Below are 20,886 nucleotides of genomic sequence, written 5' to 3'. Positions count from 1 at the left end.
GAGCGCTTGCACGAGACCTGCGAGCGAAACCAGGTCTCAGCTCTGCGATCGTCTCGCAGTCGAGCCGATCGGTCAGTTGCCGACGAGCTGGCGGAGCACGTACTGCAGGATGCCGCCGTTGCGGTAGTAGTTGGCCTCACCGGGGGTGTCGATGCGGACGACCGCGTCGAACTCGACACCTGTGTCGGTGGTGACCTTGACCGTCTTCGGCGTCGTGCCCTCGTTGAGCGCGGTGATGCCGGAGATCGAGAAGGTCTCCTCACCGGTCAGGCCGAGGGTGTCGGCGCTCTGCCCCGCGGGGAACTGCAGCGGGATGACACCCATACCGATCAGGTTGGAGCGGTGGATGCGCTCGAACGACTCGGTGATGACCGCCTTGACGCCCAGCAGCGAGGTGCCCTTGGCGGCCCAGTCACGCGAGGAGCCGGAGCCGTACTCCTTGCCACCGAGCACCACCAGCGGGGTGCCGGCGGCGGCGTAGTTCTGCGCGGCGTCGTAGACGAACGACACCGGGCCGTCGGCCTGGGTGAAGTCGCGGGTGTAGCCGCCCTCGGGGAGCTCGGCGTCGGCGCCCGCGATCTTGTTCCTGATCCGGATGTTGGCGAAGGTGCCGCGGATCATGATCTCGTGGTTGCCTCGGCGCGAGCCGTAGGAGTTGAAGTCACGCTGCTCGACACCGTGCTCGACCAGGTACCGACCGGCGGGCGAGTCCTTCTTGATGTTGCCCGCGGGGCTGATGTGGTCGGTGGTGACCGAGTCGCCCAGCTTCAGCAGGACGCGCGCACCCTCGATGTCCGAGACCGGCGAGGGAGCCTTCTCCATGCCGTCGAAGTAGGGCGCCTTGCGGACGTAGGTCGACTCCTCGTCCCAGGTGAACGTGTCACCGGTCGGGGTCGGCAGGTTCTGCCAGCGCTCGTCGCCCGCGAAGACGTCGGCGTAGTCCTTGGTGAACATGTCGGAGTCGATGGCGGTGGCGATGGTCTCCTCGACCTCGGCCGGGGTCGGCCAGATGTCCTTGAGGAAGACGTCGTTGCCGTCCTTGTCCTTGCCGAGGGAGTCCTCGAAGAGGTTCATGTTCATGTTGCCGGCCAGGGCGTAGGCGATGACCAGCGGCGGCGACGCGAGGTAGTTCATCTTCACGTCGGGGTTGATGCGCCCCTCGAAGTTGCGGTTGCCGGAGAGGACCGAGACGACGGCGAGGTCGTTGTCGTTCACCGCGGCGGAGACCTCGGGGATGATCGGGCCCGAGTTGCCGATGCAGGTCACGCAGCCGTAGCCGACGAGGTTGAAGCCGACCTTCTCCAGGTAGGGGGTCAGCCCGGCCTTGTCGTAGTAGTCGGTGACGACCTTGGAGCCCGGGGCGAGCGTGGTCTTGACCCACGGCTTGCGGGTCAGGCCCTTCTCGACGGCCTTCTTCGCCAGCAGCGCGGCGCCGATCATGACCGACGGGTTGGAGGTGTTGGTGCAGGAGGTGATCGAGGCGATCGTGACCGCGCCGTTCTCCAGCTCGAACTCGGAGCCGTCGGCCAGCTTGACCGGGACCTTGGCGTCGGCCTGCGAGGTGTACGTCGGCAGGTGGCCCTCGAAGGACGCCTTGGCGTCGGTGAGCTGGACGCGGTCCTGCGGGCGCTTCGGGCCGGCGATCGAGGGCACGACCGTGGAGAGGTCGAGCTCGAGGGTCTCGGAGAAGCGCGGCTCGGCGTCGGGGTCGTGCCAGAGGCCCTGCTCCTTGGCGTACTTCTCCACCAGCGCGAGCTGCTCCTCGGAGCGGCCCGTGAGGCGCATGTAGTTGATGGTCTCCTCGTCGACCGGGAAGATCGCGATCGTGGAGCCGAACTCGGGCGACATGTTGCCGATGGTGGCGCGGTTGGCCAGCGGCAGCGCGGTCACACCGGCGCCGTAGAACTCGACGAACTTGCCGACCACACCGTGCTTGCGCAGCATCTCGGTGATGGTGAGCACCAGGTCGGTGGCGGTCGAGCCCTCGGGCAGGTCGCCGTGGAGCTTGAAGCCGACCACACGCGGGATCAGCATGGAGACCGGCTGGCCGAGCAGCGCGGCCTCGGCCTCGATACCGCCGACGCCGAAGCCGAGCACACCCAGGCCGTTGACCATCGTGGTGTGGGAGTCGGTGCCGACGCAGGTGTCGGGGTAGGCCTGCAGCTCGCCGTCGACCTCGCGGGTGTAGACGGTGCGGGCGAGGTGCTCGATGTTGACCTGGTGGACGATGCCGGTGCCCGGCGGGACAACCTTGAAGTCCTCGAAGGCGGTCTGGCCCCAGCGCAGGAACTGGTAGCGCTCGCGGTTGCGCTCGTACTCGATCTCGACGTTCTTCTCGAACGCCTCCGGGGTGCCGAAGACCTCGGCGATCACGGAGTGGTCGATGACCATCTCGGCCGGCGAGAGCGGGTTGATCTTGGTCGGGTCGCCACCGAGGTCGGCGGCCGCCTCCCGCAGGGTCGCCAGGTCGACGATGCACGGCACGCCGGTGAAGTCCTGCATGATCACGCGCGCCGGCGTGTACTGGATCTCCTTGTCCGGCTCCGCGGTCTGGTCCCACCCGGCGAGCGCCTTGATGTCGTCGGCGGTGATGTTCGCGCCGTCCTCGGTGCGCAGGAGGTTCTCCAGCAGCACCTTCAGCGAGAAGGGCAGCGACGCAACGTCGAGGCCCTCACCCTTGACCGCATCCAGGCGGAAGATCTCGTAGGACTTACCGTCCACGTCCAGGGTGCTCTTGGCACCGAAGCTGTCCTTGCTGGCCAACGCGTTCATCTCCTTGCTCGCGTCCACAGTGACGTTCATACATATAAAGCCTTGTGAGCCCCATCCTGCCCCGGCACCCCGTGCCCGGAAAACGAAGGCTCACCTAACCTTTGCGGCTACACTCGCCGCCGATCTCTTGATATCAAGATACACGATGTCGAACGACAATTCGAATCACCCCGACGTACGCCGTTGTGACCACCGCCGCTGACAGCGATCCTCGGATGCTTCATGATGGGCCCCGACCGCACGACCCCGACGAGCCTCGGCTCCTCGGAACCGAGAGGCAAGGAGAGCCTTGAGCACCCTGATCGCCGTCCTGGCGCTCGTGATCGCCCTGGCCGCGGCCGTCGTCGCCTGGCGCCTGCAACGTGCCAACAAGACGCTGCGCGCAGAGACCATCGGACTGCTGTGGCGACTCGAGCAGGCTGACATGTCGGCTCCGCGCGGCGCCTACGGCGAGCTTCCGCCGGCGGACAGACTGCTGAGCATCCGCATCCTCAACCCGCTCGAGCTGGCCTCCGCCCAGACCAAGGTGGCCACGATGCTCCACCGGGTGCGCCCCGCGCTGCTCTCGAAGATGGTCTACGAGCAGGCTGCGGAGTCGCTGCGCGAGCGCCTGGCCGACGAGGGCGTCGTGGCGGAGGTCAAGGTCCATGCTGATCGCTAGCCTCGCGCTCTTGGCCGCCGTCGGCGCCGGCGTCGTCGTGGGCCTCGCCTTCGCAGAGCGGCGCCGGCTCGAACGGGCCCTCGACGACGTACGCCTCGGGGATCTGAAGGTGCGCACGTCGCATGCCGAGGCGATGCGGGCCGATGACTGGCTCGGCACGATCACCGACCCGATCACGGCACCGTTCGCGGAAGCGACCCGGTCGATGGCCGGCGCTCTCGCTCGCGTGGTTCCCGGTTCGGGCAGGCGCGGGCGCCACATGCTCAACGCCGTGCCGACCACCACGACCGGCGAGCTCCTGAGCTCTCTCGGCCCTCAGCTGGACGAGGCGGTGCTCGACCGTCGGCAGCTGATCACCGATCTCTCCGAGGACGCGACGATGTCGATGAAGGCCGTCGCCGACGACGTCAGCTGAGCGTCTCGAGCCTCGCGCGCAGGCGTGTGCACTCATCACCGGTGAGCGGCACCTCGAGCTCGTCGAGGTAGGCCATGACCTCGTCGAGGCCGATCTCGCGATGCTCGGTCTCCTCCCCCTCACGACGGACGGTGACGGCCTCGTGGGTGAGGCTGACGTGCCTGTCACCGAGGAGCTTGGTCACGATCATCCGGTGACGGAAGTGCACGGTGGGATGGGTGCTGGTGAAGTGATGGCCGATCGCGACGTCGCTGGGCACCACCAGCGCCTCGTCATGGGTGTGCATCCGGTCCCACCCGTCGCCCTTCGCGCGCTGAAGCGCCCAGCCGTGCTCGGTCCAGCGCACGCCGTGGGTGATGCCGCCGACCTCGTCGGTCGCACCGTCGACCAGCGGGATCGGCCTCCACACGCTCAGCCCGAACCCAGGATCGGCGAGCAGCCGCACGCCGTCGATGTCGATGACCGCCACCAGATGCGTACGCCCCGCCTCGGTCGGGTCGACGCCGACCCGGGCAAGACGCCTCTCGACGGCGTAGCCCAGCCGTTCCAGCACCGCCGCGAACAGCGTGCCGTGCTCGAAGCAGTAGCCGCCTCTCCCCCGGCCGACGAACTTCTTCGCCACCTCGGGCAGGTCGACCCCGGGATGCTGGTCGAGCAGCACGTCGATGTTGTCGAAGGTGAAGGTGCGCAGGTGGGCGTCGTAGATCTCCTCCAGCGCCGACCGCGACGGTTCGGGCGGCCGGCTGACCCCGATCCGGTCCAGATACGCGGTCAGGTCGAGTCGATCGGTGCGCCACAGGTCATCGGTCACGGCCACATCTCAACGCCGATCCCCGCGACGCGCAACCGATATCGCCCGCCCGCGCGACGGCCGTATGGGACGTAGCGAATCATGCGCACCGCCGTTGAACCAGACATGAAACGTGTTCTAGTTCTGGCCGGTGCTCTCGCGCTGGTGGCAGCAGGCACGGTGGCTCCCCCGGCCAACGCCTCCGGCGGCGACGCCGCACACGCGAGCGCTCACGGTGCCGGACCAGGCGCTGCGGACGCGCACCGGCGCCCCGCCCCGGCGGTGATCTTCGACGGCGACGTCGGTCCGGACCCGTGCGACTTCAGCACCCTGGCGATGCTCCACCACCTGCACGAGACCAACGAGATCAACCTGCTCGGCATCATGGGCACGATGCCGGAGCGCTCCAACGTCGAGGTCGTCGACGTCTTCAACCGCTGGTACGGCCACCGGATCCCGATCGGCACCTTCAAGGACCGCACGGACCGAGGCTATGACCGGTTCGTCCGGCCCGCGTCCCAGGTGGCACACACGATGTTCCCGGCGAGCCGTACCATCGCGGCGCACTACGCGTCGTGGCACCCGAAGACCTTTGCCGAGGTTCCCGACAGCGTCCGGCTCTACCGCCGGCTGCTGGCCGCCCAGGAGGACCACAGCGTCACCATCATGACCGCCGGGCAGCTCTACAACATCAAGGCGCTGCTCAATTCCGGGCCCGACGCGGCCTCTCCGCTGAGCGGCGCCGACCTGGTGCGCAAGAAGGTCGGCCGGTTCGTGATGATGATCGGCGCCTTCGGCAAGCCGATGACGGCCGCCGACCTCGCCTACTACCGAGCCGAGTACGGCAACCACCCGCCCAACGCGTTCTTCCCGCTCACCGTCTCCCAGCACGCATCCTCCAGCAACGGCGTGGGCGCGGAGTACAACGCGCACGCCTGGTATCCGGGCCTCACCCAGGGCGTGTTCGAGCGCCTCGACCGGCTGGGGGTCCCCAAGACGTTCGTCGGCAACGAGCAGGGCTGGCGGGTGCCGGCGGGCACTGCCTACAACCGGCTCTCGGCCCACCACCCTGTCCGGATGGGCTACTACGTCAACAACGCCGGCTCCAACCTCGTCGATCCGCACGTCGCCAAGACCGACCCGGCCTACGACGAGATCGCCCTGCTCTACCTGGCTCGCGGCCGCGGTGACTTCTTCGACACCACGAAGGGTCGCGCGAGGTTCGAGTCGTCGGGTACGTCGACCTGGACCGACGAGCCCGGCTCACGCGACGAACGCCTCACCCTCGTGCCAGGGGTCAACGACGATCACTCGCTCACCAGGCTCGTGGAGCGCCTGGTGATGGGTCCCGAGTCCACCTGGACGGCCCCGGTCGGCTGACCACCCGGTTCAGGGTCGCTCTCTGGTCAGCAGCGCGACGCACTCGACGTGGTGCGTCATCGGGAAGAGGTCGAAGGCCCGCAGCGTACGCAGCCGGTAGCCGTGCTCGGCGAAGATCGCGACGTCGCGGGCCAGCGCGGCCGGGTCGCAGGCGACGTAGGCCACCTTCCGGGGCGAGCGGGCGGCGACGGCGTCGACGACCTTCCGGCGAGCGCCCTCGCGCGGCGGGTCGAGCACGACGAGATCGAACGACCGCTCCCCCATGCCGGCCACGACCGTGCCGACGTCGCCGGCCGTAACCTCGGCGCCCGCGACGTTGCCCGTGGAGAGCGCGGAGGCGGTGCGGTCGCCCTCGACGGCGACGACCTGCCCATCGGGACCGACCCGGTCGGCCAGGAACGCGGAGAAGAGACCGACACCGGCGTAGAGGTCCAAGACGGTGTCACCGGGCTCTGGGGCGAGCGCGCCGAGCACTGCGGAGACCAACGCCGTGGGCGCACCGGGGTGCACCTGCCAGAAGCCGTCGGCAGCCACCTTGAAGGTGTGCTCGGTGCCCTCGACCTCGACCCGCTCGGTGATGGTGCCACGGGCGGGCTCACGCGCCTCAGGGGAGGCGATCAGGCAGTCGTCGACGGGGATCACCTCGTGCGAGCGATACTTCCTCATCCCGCGGCCGCCGTCGGGAGTGGTGGCGTAGCGCTGGCGGGTGCGCCAGCGCAGCCCGTCGACGTCGCCCGGCACGGCCTCGACGACCAGGTCGGCCAGCAGAGGGTCGGCGGCGTCGAGCCCGCCCAGGCGCACCAGCTGCTCGCGCACCACCGTGGCCTTCAGGTCACGCTGCGCCGGGAGCGCGACGTGCTGGAAGTCGCAGCCACCACAGCGGCCGGGGCCGGCGTAGGGGCACGGAGGCGCGACGCGCTCGGTCGACGCCTCGAGGGTCTCGACCGCGTCACCGCGCCAGAACCTGTCGCCGGCAGATCCCTCGGTGATCTCGACGACGGCCCGCTCGCCGGGCAGGGCGTGGCGTACGAAGACGACGCGCGAGGCGTCCTCGAGCTCGACCCGGGCCACGAAGTGGCCGCCGTGGGCCACCGGCCCGATCTCCACCTCGAAGCGACGCCCGACGTAGGACATGCCCTTCGCGGCCTTCGCGCGCGGCCGTCGTCCGCGGGAGGCGGGTCTGCGGGTGCTGCTCATCGTCGTGTGTCGCTTCCTCGGCGCAGCCCGGGGGCCAGCCAGTACTCCTCGCGCATCTCGGCGGCGCGCTCCTTGCCGGATGCCAGCTGGTAGGGCACCGAGATGACCATGACGCCCGGGGTGAACAGCAGCCGCCCCTTGAGCCGCAGCGCGGTCTGGTTGTGGAGCAGCTGCTCCCACCAGCGGCCCACGACGTACTCGGGGATGTAGACGGCCACGACGCCGCGCGGGTTGGCGTTGCGGATCGCCGAGGCGTACTCCACGACCGGTCGGATCAGCTCGCGATAGGGCGAGTGGAGCACCTTGAGCGGCATCGGCAGGTTGCGCTCGTCCCACTGCTTGAGCAGCTCGGCGGTGTCGGAGTCGGTGGTCGAGACCGTGACGGCCTCGAGCGCGTTGGGCCGGGTGGCCTGGGCGAAGGCCAGCGCGCGCAGCGTCGGTTTGTGCAGCTTGGAGACCAGCACGATCGCATGGACCCGGGTCGGCATCACCTTGTCGGACTCGTCGGCCGCCAGCTCGCGGGCGACGCTGTCGTAGTGACGCTTGATCGCGAGCATGACGACGAAGAAGAACGACATCGCCAAGATCGTGATCCAGGCGCCGGCGAGGAACTTGGTCACCAGCACGATCACGAGCACCACCGAGGTCATCCCGAGGCCGAAGGCGTTGATCGCCCGGGAGCGCTGCATGCGGCGTCGTTCGTTCGGGTCGCGCTCGGTGGCCAGGTGGCGGGTCCAGTGGCGGATCATGCCCAGCTGGCTGAGGTTGAACGAGACGAAGACGCCGACGATGTAGAGCTGGATCAGCTTGGTCGTCTGCGCATCGAAGATCACGATCAGGGCGATCGCCAGCACCGCCAGGAAGATGATGCCGTTGCTGTAGGCGAGCCGGTCGCCGCGCGCACCCAGCGACCGCGGCGCGTAGCCGTCGCGCGCCAGGATCGAGCCGAGCACCGGGAACCCGTTGAACGCGGTGTTGGCGGCGAGCACCAAGATGACGCCGGTGACGGTGATGACGAAGTAGAAGCCCGGCGGGAAGTCGTGGAAGACGCCGGCGGCGATCTGGGAGATCACCGGGTGCTGCTCGTAGCCGGCCGGGACCGCCCCGCCGCCGGCCGTGCGGAGGTTCTCCAGCGCATGCGGGTCGACGTAGCGGATGCTCATCTGGTTGGCGAGCACGATGATGCTCATCATCATCGTGACCGCGATCAGGCCGAGGAGCAGCAGCGTGGTCGCGGCGTTCTTGCTCTTCGGCCGCTGGAAGGCGGGTACGCCGTTGGAGATCGCCTCGACGCCGGTCAGCGCCGCACACCCCGAGGAGAACGCCCGGGCGAGCAGGAAGACCAGCGCCACCTGGTTGAGCGTGCCCTCCCAGCCCTCCTCCGGTCGGATCCGGAGGTTGGCGCTCTCTGCCTGCGGCAGGCTGCCGTTGAGCAGCAACAACAGCCCGTAGAGGCCGGTGCCGAGGATCGCGGCCATGAACAGGTAGGTCGGGATCGCGAAGAAGGTGCCGGACTCGCGCACCCCTCGGAGGTTGGTGGCGGTCAGCACGACGATCGCGATCGAGGCGACCAGCGCCTCGTGGCCGATCAGGTGCGGGATGGCGCTGGCGGCGTACTGGGCGGCGTTGGAGATCGAGACCGCGACGGTCAGCACGTAGTCGACCAGCAGCGCGCTGGCCACGGTCACACCGGCGTTACGGCCGAGGTTGACGGTCGCCACCTCGTAGTCGCCACCGCCGCTCGGGTAGGCGTGCACCGTCTGCCGGTAGGAGGTGACCACCGTGAGCATCACCAGGGCGACGACGAGGCCGATCTTCCACGACCAGGCGTACGCCGAAGCCCCTGCCACAGCGAGCATGATGAAGATCTCGTCGGGCGCGTAGGCCACCGACGAGAGCGCGTCGCTCGCGAAGACGGGAAGCGCGATCCGCTTCGGCAGCAGCGTCTCCCCCAGCTGCGAGCTGCGGAGCTTGCGACCGATGAGGATCCGCTTGGAGACATCACCAACACCCACAACCGCAGACGCTACGGCACAACGCGGCTTCCATATGCTTCCGGATCGCCCGGACGGGTTCCCGAACCCGAACACGCCAACTTCGAGGGCGTAGGCGACGCGCAGCCTCGGCGAGTGCAATCATGACACGGTGCACGTAGTGATCATGGGTTGTGGCCGCGTCGGATCCACCTTGGCCAGGAGCCTCGAGGACCGCAACCACACGGTCTCCGTCATCGACCAGAACCCCGAGGCGTTCCGACGGCTGGGCCCGGGGTTCAACGGTGACAAGGTCTCCGGGATGGGCTTCGACCGCGAGGTGCTCCTCAAGGCCGGCATCAAGCGCGCCGAGTCGTTCGCGGCGGTCTCCAGCGGCGACAACTCCAACATCATCGCCGCCCGGGTGGCGCGCGAGGAGTTCGGCATCCAGCAGGTCGTCGCCCGCATCTACGACCCCGGCCGCGCCGAGGTCTACCAGCGCCTCGGCATCAGCACCGTCGCGACCGTGAAGTGGACCGCCGACCAGGTGCTCCGCCGGCTCCTGCCGGCCGGCACCGAGCCCGACTTCCGTGACATGTCGGGCACCATCCGGATCGACCAGGTCATCCTGCCCGAGGCCTGGGTCGGCCAGCGCACCATCAAGTTCCAGCGTCAGTCCGGCAGCCGCATCGCCTGGATCGACCGGCTCGGCGAGGGCATCATCCCGGTGCGCGAGAGCGTGATCCAGGAGGGCGACGTGCTCCACATCGTCATGCGCGAGGAGAACACCGACCAGGCGTACAAGTCCATCAAGAACGGCCCGGAGGACGACTGATGCGCGTAGCAATCGCCGGAGCCGGCGCCGTGGGCCGTTCCATCGCCAGCGAGCTGATCGTCAACGGCCACGAGGTGCTGCTGGTCGACAAGAACCCTGCAGCGATCAAGCCCGAGCGGGTCGCCGACGCCGAGTGGCTGCTGGCCGATGCCTGCGAGCTGTCCTCGCTCGAGGAGGCCAGGCTCGACAACTGCGACGTGGTCATCGCCGCGACCGGTGACGACAAGGCCAACCTGGTGTGCTCGCTGCTGGCCAAGACCGAATTCGGCGTGCCGCGCACCGTGGGCCGCGTCAACCACCCCAACAACGAGTGGCTCTTCACCGAGGCCTGGGGCGTCGACGTCAACGTCTCGACGCCACGGATCATGTCGGCGCTGGTCGAGGAGGCCGTCACCGTCGGCGACCTGGTGCGTCTGTTCACCTTCCGCCAGGGCCAGGCCAACCTGGTCGAGATCACCCTGCCCGCCGACTCTCCCTACGTCGGCAAGCCGACCGGCCTGGTGCCGTTCCCGGAGAACTGCGCGCTGGTCACCCTCCTGCGCGACGGCCAGGTCTACGTGCCCACCCCCGAGCAGCCTCTCGAGCAGGGCGATGAGCTCCTCTTCGTCGTGCCCACCGAGAAGGAGGACGAGCTCGAGCGGCTCCTGGCCCCGACGGGTCACGGCGGCTGAGCCACACCACCCGGCCACACCACAGGAGGGACCAGTCATGCCGACGATCAAGACCGATCCGGAGCCGATCCGCGACCCCGAGACCGATCACCTGCTCACCCCGGCCAACTGCGCGATCGTGATGATCGACTTCCAGGAGGGCCAGTACGCCACCGTCGGCTCGGCCACCCCGGCCGAGATCGACCTGGGGGCGGTCACGCTGGCCAAGCTCGCCCACGCGTACGAGATCCCGACGGTCCTGACCACCGTGGCCGTCGGGATGGGCGTCAACGCACCCACCGTGCCGGCGATCGCCGATGAGCTGCCCGGCGTGGCCGAGATCGACCGCACCGGCGTCAACTCCTGGGAGGACGCCGACTTCCGGGCCGCGATCGAGGCCACCGGGCGCAAGAAGATCGTCATGGCCGGCCTGTGGACGGAGGTCTGCCTCGCCTTCCCCACCCTCGACATGCTCGCCGAGGGCTACGAGATCTACCCCGCCGTCGACGCGGTCGGCGGTGTCTCCGCGGTCACCCACCGGACCGCGATCGAGCGCATGACCCAGGCCGGCGCCCAGCCGATCACGTCGCTCGCGCTGGGATGCGAGCTCATGCGCAACTGGGCCCGTGACGACGCCGACCTCTACCGCGTGATCATCAACGACTACTTCGCCCGCAAGCGGGCCATCGGCCAGGACAGCGGCAACCTCTTCGGCTGAATCGGGTCACCCGCCACCGCCGTACGCCGCTGCCTCACGATCGCGACAGGAGACCACTTGCGCCGGTCCCCCCTCCTCCAGACGCTTCGTCCTGTGCGGGGAAGGCTGGTCGGCAGCCTGCTGCTGATGGTCGTCTCGACGCTCGCCGGGCTGGTGCCGCTGGTAGGGATCGTCGAGCTCGCCCGGATCCTGCTGCCCGCCGGGTCCGGCGCCCCGGTCGACGCCACCCGTGCCTGGGTGGTGGTCGGGGTGAGCGTGGCGGCGCTGCTGGTGCGCCTGATGACGGTGCTCGGCTCCTCCTGGCTCTCCCACGTCGCCGACCTCGACCTCTCCATCCACCTGCGCCGCCGACTGGTCTCCCGGCTCGGCCGGGTGCCGCTGGCCTGGTTCACCGAGCGCAACTCGGGCGCGGTCAAGAAGGCGGTGCAGGACGACGTCGCGGCGCTGCACCATCTGGTCGCCCACTCGGTCATGGAGCTCACCGCCGCGATCACGCTGCCCACCGTGGTCGCCGTCTATCTCTTCGCCGTCTCGCCGCCGCTGGCCCTGGTCACCCTGGTGCCGCTCGCGCTCGGCCTGGTCGGGTTCCGCATCTCGATGCGGGGCGCCGGCGCGCTCTACCGCGACTACGACGCCGGGCTGGCCGAGCTGGCCGCGGCGACCGTCGAGAACGCCGGCGGCATCGCGGAGATCAAGACGTTCGGAGCCACCGGGCAGGCTCACCGGCGTCTCGCCGAGGTCGCCACCCGCTTCGGAGGCTTCAACCGCGCCTGGATGCGTCACTCCGCGCTCGGGATGCTGCTGATGGAGCTCGCGCTGACGCCCGCGCTCACCCTGGTGCTGGTGCTGAGCGCCGGCGTCTGGATGCTCCGGGCGGGCTGGGTCACCGGTCCTGACCTGGTGCCGTTCCTGGTGCTCGGCCTGGCCATGACGGCGCCGGTCACCGTCGCCGGCTACGCGGCCCGCGAGCTGCGGGAGGCGACCGGAGCGGCCCGGCGCATCCAGCTGCTCCTCGAGGAGCCCGAGCTCCCCGAGCCGGCCTCGCCCGCACCAGCCCCGTCGTCGGCGCGGGTCGACCTCAGCGGCGTCTGCTTCGCCTACTCCCCCGAGGCCGCGCCGGTGCTCCACGACATCGACCTCACCCTCGAGCCCGGCACCGTCACCGCTCTCGTCGGTGCCTCCGGGTCGGGCAAGTCGACGCTGGCCAAGCTGCTGCCCCGCTTCGCCGACCCCACCGAGGGCCGGATCACCATCGCCGGGGTCGACCTGCGCGAGATGACCAGCGCGCAGCTCTACGCGCAGGTCTCCTTCGTCTTCCAGGACACCGGGCTGCTCCGCACCTCCATCAGGGACAACATCCGGCTCGCCCACCCCGACGCCACCGATGCCGACGTACGCCGGGCGGCCGAGGCCGCGCAGATCGCCGACCGCGTCGCGGAGCTCCCGCGGGCCTACGACTCGGTGGTCGGTGAGGACGCCCAGCTCTCCGGAGGCGAGCGACAGCGGGTCGCGATCGCCCGCGCCCTCCTCTCCGACACCCCGATCCTGGTGCTCGACGAGGCCACCGCGGCCGCGGACCCCGAGTCGGAGGCGCTTGTGCAGAGGGCCCTGTCGCGGCTCGTGGCGGGGCGTACGCTGCTGGTGATCGCCCACCGGCTCTCCACGGTCACCGCGGCAGATCAGATCGTCGTGCTCGAGTCCGGTCGCATCGCCGAGCGCGGCACCCACGCCGACCTGCTCGCCCTCGAGGGGCGCTATGCGCGGCTGTGGATCGCCGACCAGCGCGCTCATCCCACGGCTCTCGCCGACCGAGCCGTGAGGCCGGCCGGCCAACCTGGCCGCTCGACCGACGAGGAGTGCGCGTGATCACCATCGTCGGTCTGCTCGCTGCCCTCCTGGACCGCGCACACCGCCGGCAGCTGACCAGGGTCGTGACGATGTTCGTCGCCACCGGCGTGCTGCAGGGTCTTGCCTTCGCCTGCGTGGTGCCGGTGCTGGAGGCCGCGCTGCGTCAGGACTGGCAGACCGCGACCACCTGGCTGGGCGTGCTGGCGTGCCTGTTCGTGGCCCATCACGTCGCGCTGACCCTCGGCAACCTCGACGGCTACGGCCTCGCCTGCGACCTGCTCGACATCACCCTTGCCCGGCTCGGGGAGCACACCGCCCGGCTGCCCCTGGGCTGGTACGACCAGGACCGCACCGGCCAGCTGTCCCGGCTGGCCTCGAAGGGCGCCACCGACATCGCCTCGGTGCCTGGTCATCTCCTGCGGCCGTTGATCGCCGCCGTCGTCAGCCCGGTGACCGTGGTGGTCGCGATGGCCTTCCTGGAGTGGCGCCTGGCTCTCGCGCTGCTCGCCGGGGTCGCCGCGGTGCTGGCCGCCACCCGGCTCCTGGCGGCGATCGTCGGGCGAGGTGAGGGCGCCTATGACGCGGCGATGGCCGAGGGATCGGCGCGGGTGGTCGAGTTCGCGCTCAACCAGCCGGCGCTGAGGGTCTTCGGCCGCACCGTGCACGGCAACGAGCTCGTCGAGACAGCGCTGAAGAACCAGAAGCGGGCCTCCAAGCGGCTGCTGGTGACCGGTTTCGGCGGACTGGGGATCCAGCTGCTCTCCGTGCAGGCGCTGCTCACCGTGGTGATCGCCCTCGCCGTGCATCTCGCTCTCGGCGGCACGCTCGGCGCGGCCACCGCGATCGGCCTGCTGGTGCTCACGGTGCGGTTCGTCGAGTCGCTGATCGACTACGGCGAGCTCTCCAGCGCCCTGCGCATCGCCGAGGGGTCGTTGCGACGTGTGCTCGACGTGCTCCGGGTCGAGCCGCTCCCCGAGCCGGTCACCCCGGCCGAGCCTGCCCACACCGGCATCGAGCTGCGAGACGTCTGCTTCTCCTACGACGGCACGACCCGGGTGCTCGACGAGATCAGCCTCCTCGCGCCGCCCCGCTCGCTGACGGCCGTGGTCGGGCCCTCGGGCTCCGGCAAGAGCACCCTGCTGCGTCTGGTCGCGCGGTTCCACGACGCCACCTCGGGCTCGGTGATGCTCGGCGGTGCCGACGTACGCGACCTCGGCACCGAGGCGCTGATGCGGCGGGTCTCGATCGTCTTCCAGGACGTCTACCTCTTCGAGGGCACCCTGCGCGACAACGTGCTCATGTCGCGGCCCGACGCGTCCGAGGAGGCACTGCACGAGGCAGCGAGGCTGGCCCGTGTCGACGACATCGTCGAGCGACTCCCCCACGGCTGGCAGACCCGCATCGGCGAGGCCGGCTCCACGTTGTCGGGTGGCGAGAAGCAGCGGGTCTCGATCGCCCGGGCGCTGTTGAAGGACGCCCCGGTGGTGCTGCTCGACGAGGCGACCGCTGCCCTCGACGCCGAGAACGAGGCCGCGGTGCAGGAGGCGCTGACCGCCCTGGCCGCCGACCGCACGGTCATCGTCATCGCCCACCGGCTGCAGACGGTCGTCGCCGCCGACCAGATCGTGGTGCTCGACGGTGGCCGCATCGTGGAGCGCGGCAGCCACGACGAGCTCGTCGCCCACGGCGGCCGTTACCTCGACTTCTGGCGCGAACGTACGCAAGCAGAGGGGTGGCACCTGCTCGAGACACCGAAAACCGCGTCAGGCCGCGGGACACGCCGAGCCTGAGCGTTGAACATCCCCAGTCCTCGCCTACGCTGGCGACGAGCCGCATCTCGTCAACCTTTGCGGCTCGGATCAACGATTAAGGAGATCGCATGAACCGCACCGACCTGGTGAGCGAAATCGCCAAGCAGGCGGAGATCACCCAGACGCAGGCCTCGGCCGCTCTGGGCGCCGCTATCGAGGCAATCAGCGCGGCAGTCGCTGACGGCGACAAGGTCACGCTGCCCGGCTTCGGTACCTTCGAGTCGCGCGAGCGCTCGGCTCGCACCGGCCGCAACCCGCAGACCGGCGCCGAGATCAACATCCCGGCCTCGAAGGGCCCGGCTTTCAAGGCCGGCTCCGCTTTCAAGGAGCGGGTCGCTAAGGGCTGAGTTCCCTGGACATACGAGAAGGGCCGGATCGAGTTCGATCCGGCCCTTCTCGTATGTCTGGCTCCAGGTCGGCGGTTCAGCCCTGGCGGGCCTTGAGGCGGGGGTTGCGCTTGTTGATGACGAAGACCCGGCCGCGGCGGCGTACGACCTGGGAGCCGGGCTGGTTCTTGAGCGATCGGATGGAGTTGACGACCTTCATGGGGATCATCCCTTCGTGCTGGTGTAGGGCAGCAGCGCGACCTCGCGCGCGTTCTTGACCGCCTTGGTCACGGCGCGCTGCTGTTGCGGGGTGAGTCCGGTGATGCGGCGGGAGCGGATCTTGCCGCGGTCGGAGATGAACGTACGCAGCAGCTGCACGTCCTTGTAGTCGACGTAGGTCACATCAGGTGCCAGGAGCGGCTTGCGCCGCTTCCGGAGCGGTGACGGGGGTCGTGCGGGCATGGGTGGGTCTCCTCATGGATCAGGTCAGTGGGTGCGGGCGGGGTCGACGTAGCCGCGCTGGACCGCGCGGACGAGGCGGCGCGGCACGTCGTAGGTCTGCCCGTCAACGGTGACGGGCACGAGCGCGGCCGGCGTCGCCTTCCAGCTCGAGCGCCGGTGGCGGGTGTTGCTGCGCGAGGTCTTGCGCTTGGGTACGGCCATGGTGGCCTCCTTCGTGTCGGTTCGTGTCGAGTGGTGGTCAGGCGGCTCGGCCGATGGGGCCCAGCCAGTCCTCGAGGCCGTCCCAGGACTCCTCCCAGATCTGGCCGCGCTGGGCGATCTCCGTGTCGGTGAGCAGGGCCCGTTCGAAGGCTCCGGAGATCTCCGCAGACTCCTCGTCGAGGCCCATCACGACGATGCGGGTGAGCCGCGCCGAGCGGCCCCACTTCATCGTCGAGCCGACGCTCGCCTGACCGCCGGCCCCGTCCCAGACGCAGATGTCGTCGGGGCGGGTGGGCACCCAGAAGCAGCCGCGCGAGCGGCGTGGACCGCCGCCGAGGGTCTCGAGCTCGTCCTGGAACCGCATCGGGTGGATGGGGCGTTCCGAGCGCAGGTCGAGCCGCCAGGCGCCGCCCTCGGGCAGGGGCGGCAGCGGCTCGCGCCGCACCTCGGCGACCCAGGCCTCCACCGCGTGGTGGCGGTGGACGCCGGCGACCAGGCCGGCGGCGTCGAGGAGCGAGGGATCGGTCACCACCGGCGTACGCGGCTGGGCGAGGGTCGCGACCAGCGACTGCTCCTCGGGTTCGGGCGGCTCGGTGAGGCAGACGACGTCGGCGTACTCCACGATCGCGCCGGCGACCTCGGCGACGCCGCGGCGGTCGTCCTCAGAGGTGGCCAGGCCGCGCTCGTCGAGAAGGTCGGGGCCGAGCAGGTCGTCGGCGACGGTGGTGCCGTCGAGGGCCGCGACGACGGCCGCGATGGTGATGTGCGGCGCCATCCGGGGCGCCCAGGCGAGCACCCGGCACACCTGGATCGCCTCGGCGGCGACCGGGAGGCAGGCCACGACGCTGCGCCAGCGGCCCTGGGAGGCGAGGCGCTCCAGGGTGGGCACGATGTCCTCACGGATGGCGCAGGCGACGCAGGCGTGGGCGAGACCGATCTCCTCGTGCTCGATCACACCGGTGAGGTCGCTGACGATGCGGGTGAGCAGCTGGCGCTCGGGGTCGATGGCGTGGCGCACGATGACGGTGTCGGGGAGGCCGAACTGGAGCGAGATCGTCGCCGAGAGCATCGAGCTCTCCTCCACGCCGCTGACCAGGATCACCGGTGTCCGCTCGCGGTTGCGCGCGGACCGGGGACGCGGGGCGATCATCGGCCGCGCCCGTAACGACGCTTGAACCGTTCGACACGGCCCTCGGTGTCGACCACGCGGCCGCGGCCGGTCCAGAACGGGTGGCTGGCGCTGGAGACGTCGACATCGATGACCGGATAGGACGTGCCGTCCGTCCAGGTCAGTCGCTCGTGGTCGTCGGTGACACGGTCGAAGATCGTCGACCGCATCAGGAAGAGCGCGTCGGCCGAGCGGTCACGGAAGACGACGTGCCCGGAGACGGGGTGGATGCCTGGTTTCATGGGGACCTCCCATTGTCATTAATGATAACGATTCTCATCTTACACACGGGATCGGCCACCTGGTCACATCGGCCCGCGCTCAGCTTTCCGCGGTATGGGTGTGCATGCGCACGCCCTCGCTGTTGAAGATGCTCAGCACCTGCGCCGGTCGCGATCCGGTCGCGAACATCGCGTGCGGCACCCGAGTGTCGAACTCGGCCGCCTCCCCGCGAGTCAGCACCAGGTCGCGGTCACCCAGGAGCAGGCGCAGCTTGCCGGAGATCACGTAGAGCCACTCGTAGCCGTCGTGCACGCGCGGCTCGGGCACCTCCGTGACCGGCTCGAAGGTGATCTTGAAGGTGTTCATCGGCGAGCCCTCGGGAGTCATCGGGGCGATCACCATGCCGTCGCGGCGGATCTCGGGCCTGCGCACCCTGGGATCGGGCACCGAGGGTGTCACCAGGCTGTCGAGCCCCACCCCGAGATGCCGGGTGAGCGGGATGAGCAGCTCGAGGCTCGCCTGACGCTTGCCCGACTCCAAGCGGGAGAGCGTGCTCGGCGACATCCCCGCGCGGCTCGCCAGCTCGTCGAGCGTCCACCCCCTGCTGTGGCGGATCGCCCGGATCCGCGGACCGACCTGCTTGAGCTCGTCGATCATGTGGCTCACCTCTCATTTGCCATATCTGCAAGAATCCTTGCCGTTTCGCCATTGTGCCACTGAACTGGAGACATGAGCGAACAGACAGAACACTTCGACACGATCGTGATCGGCGGCGGCGCCGCCGGTCTCTCCGCCGCCCTCATGCTGGGCCGCGCCCGCCGCAAGACCCTCGTGGTCGACTCCGGCCTGCCCCGCAACCGCTTCGCCGCACACATGCACGGCGTGCTCGGCCACGAGGGCATCGACCCCGCCGAGCTGCTGCGCAAGGGCCACGAGGAGCTGGCGGCGTACGGCGTGAAGACGCGCAGCGGCCGCGTGGAGCGCCTCGACGAGACCGAGCACGAGCACGGCAACGGGGTGAGCGTTCTCCTGGAGGGCGGCGAGGTGATCACCGGCCGCACCGCGATCGTGGCAACCGGGGTCAGCGACGACCTCCCCGACGTCCCCGGGCTGGCCGAGCGCTGGGGCACCACCGTGCTGCACTGCCCCTACTGCCACGGCTGGGAGGTGCGCGATCGGCGTATCGGCATCCTGACCACCTCACCGATGGGCATGCACCAGGCACAGCTGCTGCGGCAGTGGAGCGACGACGTCGTCGTCTTCTCCGCCGGCCTCGGGCCGCTCGAGCCCGCCGACGAAGAGCGGCTGCTGGCGCGCGGGATCACGCTGGTGCCCTCCCCCGTCGTCGAGGTGCTCGGCGACGGCGACCAGGTCACCGCCGTACGCACCGCCGACGACACGCTGACCGAGGTCGGCGCCATCTTCACCGCCGGCACCCTGCGCCCGCACGACAGGTTCCTGACCCACCTCGGCCTGGAGCGCAGCGACTCCCCCGTCGGCAGCTTCCTCGCCGTCGACGCGACCGGCAAGACCAGCAGCGACCGGATCTGGGCGGTCGGCAACGTCGCCAACCCGATGGCCAACGTGCCGATCAGCATGAGCGCCGGCACCATGGCCGGCAGCGTGGTCAACATGGCCCTGGTCACCGAGGAGTTCGACCGGGCCGTCGCTGCGACGGCCGCGCCGGTCGAGCCGGTCGAGCCGGTCGATCGGGCCGATCGGGCCGATCGGGCCGATCCGGTCCGGTTCTGGGAGGAGAGGTACGCCGGCGACAAGGTCTGGTCCGGAAACGTCAACGCAGTCCTGGCCGACATCGCCGCCACCCTCCAACCCGGCACCGCGCTCGACCTGGGCTCCGGCGAAGGCGGCGACGTGATCTGGCTCGCCCAGCAAGGATGGCGGGCCACCGGCATCGACATCTCCACCAACGCCGCCGCCCGCGCGACCGAGGCCGCTCGGGCGGCCGACCTGCCCGAAGAGCAGGCGCGGTTCGTCGCGGCCGACCTGGCCGGGCTGTCCGGGCTCGACGGACCTCGCGGCTACGACCTGGTCACCGCGAGCTTCTTCCAGTCACCCGTCGAGCTGCCCCGCACCGACATCCTGCGCGAGGCGGCCCGCCTGGTGAACCCCGGCGGCCACCTCCTCATCACCTCCCACGCAGCGCCGCCGTCGTGGGCCGATGCCGCCGTGCACGAGCACCGCTTCCTCGACGCCAAGGAGGAACTGGACGCCCTCGACCTCTCCGAGGACCTCTGGGAGAGCGTCGTGGTCGAGCACCGGCAGCGCCCGGTGACCAGCCCGACCGGCGAGCCCGCGACGTTGGAGGACTCGGTGGTTCTCGTGCGTCGTCGGTGAGGCGGTCCCGGGGCTTCCTCCACGGCGGGATTCTGCCCCGGGGCCCGACCACCCCTCACCAGCTCGACTTGGTGATCCCCGGCAGATGCCCCTTGTGCGCGAGCTCGCGGAAGCGGATCCGCGAGATGCCTGCCTTGCGCAGGTAGCCCCGCGGCCGGCCGTCGACCTGGTCGCGGTTGCGCAGGCGCACGGGCGAGGAGTCGCGCGGGAGACGGGACAGGGCGCGTACGGCCGCGGCCTGCTCGGCCGAGCCCGGCTCCGCCGCGCGGATCTCCTGCTTGATCACCGCGCGGCGGGCGGCGTACCTCGCCACGATCTCGCGGCGCTTGGCCTCGGCCGCGATCTTCGACTTCTTGGCCATCAGACGACCTCCCCTCGGGCGCGCATGTCGGCGACGACGGCGTCGATGCCGCGTACGTCGATCTGCTTGATCGCCTTCGTGCTCAGCCGCAGCGTGAGCTTTCGGCCCAGGCTGGGCACGTAGTAGGTCTTCTTCTGCAGGTTCACGTCCCAGCGTCGCCGAGTCGCCTTCTTCGACCAGGGGCGGTTGTTGCCGAAGCTGGGACCAGCACCGGTCACCTGACATCTGCGTGACATGGCAGCCTTTCGTTCTTATTCGGAATCATTCCCAGTATGGCATGCCCGCGCTGAGAGTGGAGACCGGGTCGAGAGCGACTACGATCTGAGCCATGGCAACCACTCAGCCGGTCAAGCGTCGCGCGACCAACCAGGGCTCCGCGGTGAAAGAGGCTCTGGCCTCCGAGGACACGTTCCGCAGCGCTCAGGACGTCTACGCGACGCTGCGGGCCGGCGGCGAGAAGATCGGCCTCTCCACCGTCTACCGACACCTGCAGATCTTCGTCGCCGACGGGCTCGCCGACGTGATCCACAAGCCCGACGGTGAGTCCACCTACCGTCTGTGCGGAGACGCCTCGACCACTCACCATCACCACCTGGTGTGCCGCCAGTGCGGCAAGGCGGTCGAGATCGAAGGGCCCGCCGTGGAGACCTGGGCCGACAAGGTGGCGGCGCAGAACGGCTTCACCGACGTCAACCACACCGTGGAGATCTTCGGCATCTGCACCTCCTGCGCCGCCTGACG

At 69.8% G+C, this 20,886-nt stretch carries 23 protein-coding genes; 11 read left to right on the top strand and 12 right to left on the bottom strand.

Annotation, left to right across the window (positions count from 1 at the left end; all coding sequences use genetic code 11):
* Positions 1-72 precede the first annotated feature (72 nt).
* Positions 73-2,802, bottom strand: a complete 2,730-nt coding sequence (gene acnA, locus FB381_RS11385) for an aconitate hydratase AcnA (protein ID WP_281285041.1) — start codon at positions 2,800-2,802, stop codon at positions 73-75.
* 259 nt (positions 2,803-3,061) lie between these two features.
* On the opposite strand from acnA, the gene FB381_RS11380 reads away from it, so the two are divergent.
* Positions 3,062-3,433, top strand: a complete 372-nt coding sequence (locus FB381_RS11380) for a hypothetical protein (protein WP_141780400.1) — start codon at positions 3,062-3,064, stop codon at positions 3,431-3,433.
* A complete protein-coding gene (locus FB381_RS11375; RefSeq protein WP_141780399.1) occupies positions 3,420-3,848 on the top strand; it encodes a hypothetical protein in 429 nt (142 codons plus the stop codon). Before FB381_RS11380 ends, FB381_RS11375 begins: the two co-directional genes overlap by 14 nt.
* On the opposite strand, the gene FB381_RS11370 is transcribed toward FB381_RS11375, so the two are convergent.
* A complete protein-coding gene (locus tag FB381_RS11370; RefSeq protein WP_141780398.1) occupies positions 3,841-4,659 on the bottom strand; it encodes an arylamine N-acetyltransferase family protein in 819 nt (272 codons plus the stop codon). The genes FB381_RS11375 and FB381_RS11370 overlap by 8 nt on opposite strands.
* A 105-nt stretch (positions 4,660-4,764) precedes the next feature.
* Here FB381_RS11370 and FB381_RS11365 point away from each other — a divergent pair, with 105 nt between their 5' ends.
* Positions 4,765-6,018, top strand: coding sequence for a nucleoside hydrolase (locus FB381_RS11365; RefSeq protein ID WP_170225134.1), 1,254 nt, complete (start codon positions 4,765-4,767; stop codon positions 6,016-6,018).
* Between the two features lie 9 nt (positions 6,019-6,027).
* Here the strand turns inward: FB381_RS11365 and FB381_RS11360 are convergent, their stop codons facing one another.
* Both FB381_RS11360 and FB381_RS11355 read right to left on the bottom strand, forming a co-directional pair.
* A complete protein-coding gene (locus tag FB381_RS11360) occupies positions 6,028-7,215 on the bottom strand; it encodes a class I SAM-dependent RNA methyltransferase (RefSeq protein WP_141780396.1) in 1,188 nt (395 codons plus the stop codon).
* Complete coding sequence (locus FB381_RS11355; RefSeq protein WP_141780395.1) at positions 7,212-9,230, bottom strand: APC family permease; 2,019 nt, start codon at positions 9,228-9,230, stop codon at positions 7,212-7,214. The genes FB381_RS11360 and FB381_RS11355 overlap by 4 nt, the downstream gene beginning before the upstream one ends.
* A gap of 130 nt (positions 9,231-9,360) precedes the next feature.
* On the opposite strand from FB381_RS11355, the gene FB381_RS11350 reads away from it, so the two are divergent.
* From FB381_RS11350 to FB381_RS11325, 6 genes are all read left to right on the top strand, one after another.
* On the top strand, positions 9,361-10,023 hold the full coding sequence (locus FB381_RS11350) for a potassium channel family protein (protein WP_141780394.1): 663 nt from the start codon (positions 9,361-9,363) through the stop codon (positions 10,021-10,023).
* Positions 10,023-10,694, top strand: coding sequence for a potassium channel family protein (locus FB381_RS11345; RefSeq protein ID WP_141780393.1), 672 nt, complete (start codon positions 10,023-10,025; stop codon positions 10,692-10,694). Before FB381_RS11350 ends, FB381_RS11345 begins: the two co-directional genes overlap by 1 nt.
* 37 nt (positions 10,695-10,731) lie before the next feature.
* A complete protein-coding gene (locus tag FB381_RS11340; RefSeq protein WP_141780392.1) occupies positions 10,732-11,391 on the top strand; it encodes an isochorismatase family protein in 660 nt (219 codons plus the stop codon).
* A gap of 93 nt (positions 11,392-11,484) precedes the next feature.
* A complete protein-coding gene (locus FB381_RS11335) occupies positions 11,485-13,257 on the top strand; it encodes an ABC transporter ATP-binding protein (protein ID WP_141780391.1) in 1,773 nt (590 codons plus the stop codon).
* The gene (locus FB381_RS11330) at positions 13,254-15,029 is read left to right on the top strand and encodes an ABC transporter ATP-binding protein (protein WP_141780390.1); all 1,776 of its coding nucleotides are present in this window, start codon (positions 13,254-13,256) and stop codon (positions 15,027-15,029) included. The genes FB381_RS11335 and FB381_RS11330 overlap by 4 nt, the downstream gene beginning before the upstream one ends.
* A gap of 89 nt (positions 15,030-15,118) precedes the next feature.
* A complete protein-coding gene (locus FB381_RS11325; RefSeq protein ID WP_141780389.1) occupies positions 15,119-15,397 on the top strand; it encodes an HU family DNA-binding protein in 279 nt (92 codons plus the stop codon).
* Positions 15,398-15,473: 76 nt separating this feature from the next.
* Here the strand turns inward: FB381_RS11325 and ykgO are convergent, their stop codons facing one another.
* The 6 genes from ykgO to FB381_RS11295 form a co-directional block, all read right to left on the bottom strand.
* Positions 15,474-15,596: a type B 50S ribosomal protein L36 gene (ykgO, locus tag FB381_RS11320; RefSeq protein WP_141780388.1), complete on the bottom strand. Its 123-nt coding sequence runs from the start codon at positions 15,594-15,596 to the stop codon at positions 15,474-15,476.
* 5 nt (positions 15,597-15,601) lie between these two features.
* Positions 15,602-15,838: a 30S ribosomal protein S18 gene (gene rpsR / locus FB381_RS11315; RefSeq protein ID WP_141780387.1), complete on the bottom strand. Its 237-nt coding sequence runs from the start codon at positions 15,836-15,838 to the stop codon at positions 15,602-15,604.
* A gap of 24 nt (positions 15,839-15,862) precedes the next feature.
* Positions 15,863-16,039, bottom strand: coding sequence for a 50S ribosomal protein L32 (gene rpmF, locus FB381_RS11310; protein ID WP_141780386.1), 177 nt, complete (start codon positions 16,037-16,039; stop codon positions 15,863-15,865).
* 37 nt (positions 16,040-16,076) lie between these two features.
* Positions 16,077-17,189: a GTP-binding protein gene (locus FB381_RS11305; RefSeq protein WP_141780385.1), complete on the bottom strand. Its 1,113-nt coding sequence runs from the start codon at positions 17,187-17,189 to the stop codon at positions 16,077-16,079.
* Positions 17,186-17,449, bottom strand: a complete 264-nt coding sequence (locus FB381_RS11300; RefSeq protein WP_141780384.1) for a type B 50S ribosomal protein L31 — start codon at positions 17,447-17,449, stop codon at positions 17,186-17,188. Before FB381_RS11300 ends, FB381_RS11305 begins: the two co-directional genes overlap by 4 nt.
* Before the next feature lie 79 nt (positions 17,450-17,528).
* On the bottom strand, positions 17,529-18,086 hold the full coding sequence (locus tag FB381_RS11295) for a helix-turn-helix domain-containing protein (RefSeq protein ID WP_141780383.1): 558 nt from the start codon (positions 18,084-18,086) through the stop codon (positions 17,529-17,531).
* A 72-nt stretch (positions 18,087-18,158) separates the two neighbouring features.
* Between FB381_RS11295 and FB381_RS11290 the strand changes: the two genes are divergently transcribed.
* The gene (locus FB381_RS11290) at positions 18,159-19,784 is read left to right on the top strand and encodes a bifunctional NAD(P)/FAD-dependent oxidoreductase/class I SAM-dependent methyltransferase (RefSeq protein WP_141780382.1); all 1,626 of its coding nucleotides are present in this window, start codon (positions 18,159-18,161) and stop codon (positions 19,782-19,784) included.
* Positions 19,785-19,839: 55 nt separating this feature from the next.
* On the opposite strand, the gene rpsN is transcribed toward FB381_RS11290, so the two are convergent.
* Positions 19,840-20,145, bottom strand: a complete 306-nt coding sequence (gene rpsN, locus FB381_RS11285) for a 30S ribosomal protein S14 (protein WP_141780381.1) — start codon at positions 20,143-20,145, stop codon at positions 19,840-19,842.
* Positions 20,145-20,381 carry a 50S ribosomal protein L28 gene (gene rpmB / locus FB381_RS11280; protein WP_141780380.1) on the bottom strand — a complete coding sequence of 79 codons (237 nt, stop codon included), beginning with the start codon at positions 20,379-20,381 and terminating at the stop codon, positions 20,145-20,147. Before rpmB ends, rpsN begins: the two co-directional genes overlap by 1 nt.
* A 92-nt stretch (positions 20,382-20,473) precedes the next feature.
* On the opposite strand from rpmB, the gene FB381_RS11275 reads away from it, so the two are divergent.
* Entirely contained in the window at positions 20,474-20,884 is a 411-nt protein-coding gene (locus FB381_RS11275) for a Fur family transcriptional regulator (RefSeq protein ID WP_141780379.1), read from the top strand.
* Positions 20,885-20,886 lie beyond the last annotated feature (2 nt).

This window comes from Nocardioides albertanoniae, assembly GCF_006716315.1.
GTDB classification, from domain to species: Bacteria; Actinomycetota; Actinomycetes; order Propionibacteriales; family Nocardioidaceae; genus Nocardioides; species Nocardioides albertanoniae.
The sequence above is the reverse complement of the archived record's forward strand: the minus strand, read 5'-3'. Positions and strand labels throughout refer to the sequence as shown.